The 6,026-nt window shown below is 40.9% G+C and carries 5 protein-coding genes and 1 pseudogene; 5 read left to right on the forward strand and 1 reads right to left on the reverse strand.

Annotated elements, in window-relative coordinates; translation table 11 throughout:
* Nucleotides 1–613 precede the first annotated feature (613 nt).
* The 5 genes from JCM11216_RS06970 (at nt 614) to JCM11216_RS06990 (ending at nt 5,349) form a co-directional block, all read left to right on the forward strand.
* On the forward strand, nt 614–853 hold the full coding sequence (locus tag JCM11216_RS06970; protein WP_054853736.1) for a hypothetical protein: 240 nt from the start codon (nt 614–616) through the stop codon (nt 851–853).
* Between the two features lie 186 nt (nt 854–1,039).
* A complete protein-coding gene (locus tag JCM11216_RS06975; RefSeq protein ID WP_243675623.1) occupies nt 1,040–1,312 on the forward strand; it encodes a hypothetical protein in 273 nt (90 codons plus the stop codon).
* A gap of 23 nt (nt 1,313–1,335) precedes the next feature.
* Nucleotides 1,336–1,686 carry a glycosyltransferase gene (locus JCM11216_RS06980; RefSeq protein ID WP_054853738.1) on the forward strand — a complete coding sequence of 117 codons (351 nt, stop codon included), beginning with the start codon at nt 1,336–1,338 and terminating at the stop codon, nt 1,684–1,686.
* A 269-nt stretch (nt 1,687–1,955) separates the two neighbouring features.
* Nucleotides 1,956–4,412 (forward strand): DUF2079 domain-containing protein, encoded by a 2,457-nt coding sequence (locus JCM11216_RS06985; protein WP_243675624.1) that lies wholly within the window; start codon nt 1,956–1,958, stop codon nt 4,410–4,412.
* 55 nt (nt 4,413–4,467) lie between these two features.
* Nucleotides 4,468–5,349 carry a glycosyltransferase family 2 protein gene (locus JCM11216_RS06990; protein ID WP_054853740.1) on the forward strand — a complete coding sequence of 294 codons (882 nt, stop codon included), beginning with the start codon at nt 4,468–4,470 and terminating at the stop codon, nt 5,347–5,349.
* A gap of 34 nt (nt 5,350–5,383) precedes the next feature.
* Here JCM11216_RS06990 and JCM11216_RS06995 read toward each other — a convergent pair.
* Nucleotides 5,384–6,026, reverse strand: a pseudogene (locus tag JCM11216_RS06995) (hypothetical protein); the annotation flags it as partial.

Raw genomic sequence — 6,026 nt, forward strand, 5'->3', positions numbered from 1 at the left:
CAACATCACCAGACAAACCGATCATGCAAAAAGACACGATAAAGACAGCATTAATAAATACTACTCACCAATCACCCATAGCAATCCTCCCCCCCTCCAACCTAATCAACCTACTTTAAGAAACCATTGACCAAACACCATGAAGACCAACACCACGCACTGGCCATCCCGAAAACCCTGCTTCACAAATCCATGCGCATTAACTAATCACTTCAATAAAAGCTATTCAATACCCATTGATGTAAATAGACCTTAAACAAACTTAAGGAGACCGCGGAGGACTATTGAGAAGCTAAAGGCTATTACTGATACCATTAAGGCACTAAATAACTACACAAGATACATCCTCCAGAAACTCAATAAAAAGTTCGATAAGATGAACAAGAGGATCAAAGAACTTACAAAGTCCACTCCAGGTTATGGTCTCATCCTTTACCTAATGAGCACATGGCTACCTTAAGTTCATTAAAGGATTAGCGGATTAAGTAGCTTGATAATACACTCAAGGCATTAAGGGAATTAGGCGTGAAAAGTAACTAACCTACGGCCCAGCAATGATTCTATTTAAGCTAAAGCCAATGCTTATTAACTCAACGTGACTTAATGAACAAAAATGAGGATTTGCATACTCGAGGAATTCACAAGGCTTGGCGGTGGTCAGGTATACGCCCTACAAATGGCCAGGGCATTAACGGAGCTCGGGCACTCAGTGGAGTTCGTGGTCGTTGGCGACATTAAGGTTGATCCCAGGTACCCAATGAGGCACGTAGACGTGGGTTTCAAGGCATCCTACGACCCAATCTCATTACTCATTAACTACATGAACCATAGGAGGCTCAGGGGGGGTTACTAAGCAAGTACATAAGCGACTGCGACCTAGTCATAAACAACCACCCGAACTACATACCTATAACAAGGGGCCAATAGTGCTCCACGGACTCTCCTTCGTGGACTTCATAATAGATGAACACGGAAACATAAAGAACCAACTACTCTTCTGGGTCCTCTCCAGGATATACAGGATGTACGATGCTCATTCATGATATACAACTCAAGATACACAATGAACCTAGCCAAGAAACTACTACCAAAAATGGGCATAGAGCCAAGCCTAGAATACATACTAAGCCCACACTACACAATAAGCACAGACAAGATACCACAGAAGGAGGACTACGCACTAACCCTAGGAAGACTCGAGTGGAGCAAGGGCTACAGGGAACTAATGAAAATAGCGCCAAGGATAGGCAGGAGAATAATCGTAGCCGGCAGGGCAGACGCGAGGGAATCAAGAGAAGTAATCAAGCGTTAAGGAGTGTAAGTAACATAGACGTGATGCCAGACATAGACGAAAAGACAAAGGAGGAACTATACAGGCACGCATCAATATACCTACACCTAAAGCCAAACGAACACTTCGGAATAGCCGTACTAGACGCCATAGCCACAGCAACAATACCAATAGTACCAAGGACAGGAGGACCCTGGACAGACATAGTCGAGGAGGGTAAGTACGGACTTGGATACACAAACACAGAGGAAATACCACAACTAATAAACAAAGCCGAAGAAATAATCGACAGAGAAAAGACATTCAAGAGTAGGGAAAGATACAGCCCAGAAAACTTCAGGAGAAAACTCATGAAGGCACTGTCAATGGCAATGCACAGTAGGATTGCGGAATGAGCTTGGGGGGGCATAAACGTTTATGAATAATACTTAAATAATGTTATCAATATTGAAGAGATACCACATAGCATGCAAGTAATTAATGGGTACGTCATCATTAATGAGATTGAAAAAAGAAGTTCCTAATTAGACTAACCTCCTTACCACTACTAATTCAATTCTACATAATATTCACACTCGGCTACCTAAACATAACACCGCAATTATATAACTACGAAGCAATACATGCATCGGCAATAGTATTCACGGCAGGACTATTCCTACTCTTGACACCAACAATAGCAAACCAGATAAGACAAGCAATAAACGACAAGTACTACGCAACAACACTACTAATATTCCTGGCAATAACCTACGAACTAGCCTACCTAGCCACAGTACCACCATACTACGGACTAAGCCTAGGGGGGGCAAGCCTAGACACGGCAACCTACCTACAATCCTTCGCATCACTAACGTATTATAGGCAATTCCTGGTAAGCTTCGTGGGTCCATTTCTCGGGGGGGTCCACGCATCACCAATACTACTCCTAATATACCCAATCTACGAGGTATACCCATCAATATTCACACTAATGACGATACAGGTAGTAATACTAATGCTACCAATGCCACTAATGTACAAACTGGGCATGAAAATACTCAACAACCCAAAGTATGCGTTAGCAACGGCACTACTCTACATACTATACCCATGGATAACAACCGCCTACGCACCATTCGAAGTAGTCACCCTGGCAGGCTCGCTCATGGCAATGGCATTAATAACCATGTATCTAAACAACAAAAGAACCTACTGGGCATCACTAACCCTGGCCATGGCATCTGTGGAATATGTACCGTTATTCGGCATTGGACTCAGCATATACCAAGCGTTAACTAGGGAATCTAGGAAAATAGCCCCCCCATTAACGTTCACATACTCAATAGCGTGGTTAATACTTGACTACTACCTGGTAATGTACTTCAGCGGTTGGACCCACAACATATTCTCAAACCTATACGGAGCAGCACTAAGCTCACTACTAACGAGCATAGCAAATAAACTATTGAACTTTAATGCCATAAAGACGCTGGCCATAGATCCGCAGACACATGATAACATAAATATGGTGAGCATATTAAATGGCATAATTCAGCAGGCAGCATCTCAATACAACATAAAGGCTCAATACATAATAGATGTATTCGGGCCATTGGCGTTCATAAACTTTCTCGAACCACAGACAATACTATTGATGCCCTGGTTAGCGGCGTTACTAACGAATTTCACGCCGTACTACGTACCAAGTGTATACTACACCATACTAATTAGTGCTGTCGCACTACCATCAGCAATATGGGTATTAAGGAGATTCAATGTCGAGACAAGAAAAAAGGCACTAACGGCATTACTAATAATAAACGCAATAACCGGACCACTCATGGGACCACTAACACCACTCTCCGGACTATACTACGGAAACACAATACCAAACTGGAACACACCAGTAGCCAACCAATACGACCTAGCCATAATACAACTAGCCAACTACATACCATGGAACGCGTCAGTAGCCGTACCAGCCACGGCAGTCCCCCCCTGGTACTCAATAACAAGGTACGGATGGGGGGGAAACCACGGAGTACCATTCCTCGGACCAAACAGTAATACTCAATACGTGGTATACTCACCTCTTGTACCAACGGGCTACCCATACAGCGCTGGAGGTAGTGAATACGGCCCATACGCCTTTGATGATGGTGCATGGATACTGAAGGCCGACTATACGGGGCCAATAAAGGTGATTAATGGATTTTATTATGAGAACACGTATGTAATAAACCCAGTACTACCAGGTACGTGGCAATACCCAATAGCCCAAATACCACCAACAAACATAACAATACAAATAACCACCGAAACAAAACCACAACAAGCAATCACACTACTAAACACAACACTACTCAAAACACAACTACAACAACCCCCCCAGGGAATAGCATGCAGCAACGTACTCGGCCCTGGACCTGGTGAAATAATAATACCTGGAGATACCTACATAACACAACCAATAACCATAAACGAAACCACAAAAATAAACACAATAACCGTGTTCGCATCATACGCAACTAACCTGGCCACAGCAGAATTAGCAATAACAACGTCACCAACACCCAACCAAGAAAACACAATATACACATACACCTTCACAACACCATGGTGGTGCACACCACACTCCTGGGCAACACCAATAACCACAAACCCAGGCATAACCCTAAAACCAGGAACATACTACATAACACTAACATTCCCAACACAGGGACAAACAATATGCGAACAAATACCAAACACACCAAAGGCCCTACTCATAAACGCAACAACAGGACAAGCAATACAACAACTACCATGCACCCTAGGAACAATAATAACAACAAATGTACAAAGCAACTCCCAATTAACACCAATAAATGTAACAATAGATGTATTAAGTAATGAAATTGAAACAAACGGAAATCAAGAAATAACAATGAATATAGGAGTAAAGAATATAACAACACTGTCATTAACAATGAACATACCAAAGATAGAGCCTGACGTTCAATTAGTCATAAAAATAAAAGTAATAACACAATATGCCGGAGAATTGCTGATCCCATGGTACTTAATACCAACCTTAGGATTAATACCAACATTCCTACTATTGATATTATCATTACTAACAGTTCTTATTAAGCATTAAATACCCAGGGATTAATAATCCTTTAAAACTCGGCAATCATTAAGCATTAGTCTTAATGAGCATTGCCTTATCTATGATTACGAAGAATTCGGCAAACCGCATCGGTCCAAACATATTTAGGAGGGTATTGCTTAGTAGCTTGCAGGTTCCTTACGCCATAATAATACTTGTTGATGATGGTAACGACAATACCAGGCTCATCGTTAAGAATTTCGCCAATGAGTATAATAAAGAAGTCATAATATTACGTAGTCCCCCCCATGAGAAACCTACAAGGGCAATAGCACGTCAAACAGCAATAAATGCATTCCTTGAGAATACAATTAATGAATGGTTATTTTTCCTAGATGATGACGCAGTACTAAGACCTGGTTGGTGGGAGGTTTCTAAGGAATTAATTAAGGATCCAACGGTGGGTGAGGTCTGGGGGGGTATTAATTGGGACCTTGATAGGAGGAGAAAGGAGTACGTGGAGCTATTGGGTGATTCGTATAGGGAATACCTAATAAGGGCATTCCAAATAAGGGGGGGTGGGACCCACGACACATTGTATAGAAGAGAGGCTATAAAAGATGTGACAATACCATACTGGCTTCACGTTTATGAAGATGCGTGGTTACACCATTACGTAAATTGTAATGGATGGAAGAGTGCAATAAATGAAATAGGTATAATACACCTAAACTCACCAATAGGGTCTGGCATCTTAAGTGATGCGCAAAAGCTCATTATAAAATACAAATTATTATTCAAATATGGAATTAATACAAATGAAATAATAAAAACAAACATAAACAATCCAAACAGGGTAATGCTTAGCTTCTCAATAAAATGGTACGGTCTAATTTATGGCACGTTAAGATACCTTATATATCTATTAACTACAAAAATAGGCACTCATAACACTCCATTATGCGACAAGATTTTAGGAAACTAAAAGTAAAATGAACCCCCTATTGCGCAATTTAAGCTTATATCTCATGATTTACTAACATACTATGCATAACTCTTACCCACCCTCTCAACATAAGCGTCTCCTTTACTGCATCATAAGTATTAACCCTAACGTAAGGCGCTTTGTAGAGACTTAAAGTTCCTAAGAATGACCTAAGATAATTCCCAAGTCTCACCCCATCAACATAGCCATAATACTTTAAACAAAAATCATCTTTGAATAAACATAGTATTTTATTACCAACACCTCGCCTAAACATTAGTAAATACTTCACAGTATTAGAATACTTAGTTTTAACGATCATACTTAGTGCGGTAAAGCTCCTTATGACATATCGAGATATTAATGGCCCTCTCGTGGTCATGCTAGTAAAATGTAACCCAGTATTTATTGGTACATACTTAATTCTATACCCTTTATTCCACAGTACCAATCCTAATAATACATCGTCTAAGTACAGAAATGTTTCGTCTATGAATGGCTTTCCGCTTGGCATTGCACTCTTCACTGCATTTACCTCAGTTACCATGTATGCCCCGTCTGAATATGTTACGTAGTACTCCTTATTAACACCGGGACAATCACTAACTATGGATTTATAGCAAATGCCATCGAAGAACCAAAGTTCATCACCCCCCCATCCTCCTGCTGAGTATATT

This window comes from Vulcanisaeta distributa JCM 11216, assembly GCF_001315985.1.
Taxonomy (GTDB): Archaea; Thermoproteota; Thermoprotei; order Thermoproteales; family Thermocladiaceae; genus Vulcanisaeta; species Vulcanisaeta distributa_E.

Bases quoted from the DNA above. Each gene is read 5' to 3' on its own strand.
- JCM11216_RS06980 (WP_054853738.1), top strand. From the start codon at position 1,336: ATGCCAGACATAGACGAAAAGACAAAGGAGGAACTATACAGGCACGCA.
- JCM11216_RS06975 (WP_243675623.1), top strand. From the start codon at position 1,040: ATGATATACAACTCAAGATACACAATGAACCTAGCCAAGAAACTACTA.
- JCM11216_RS06990 (WP_054853740.1), top strand. From the start codon at position 4,468: ATGAGCATTGCCTTATCTATGATTACGAAGAATTCGGCAAACCGCATC.
- JCM11216_RS06970 (WP_054853736.1), top strand. From the start codon at position 614: ATGAGGATTTGCATACTCGAGGAATTCACAAGGCTTGGCGGTGGTCAG.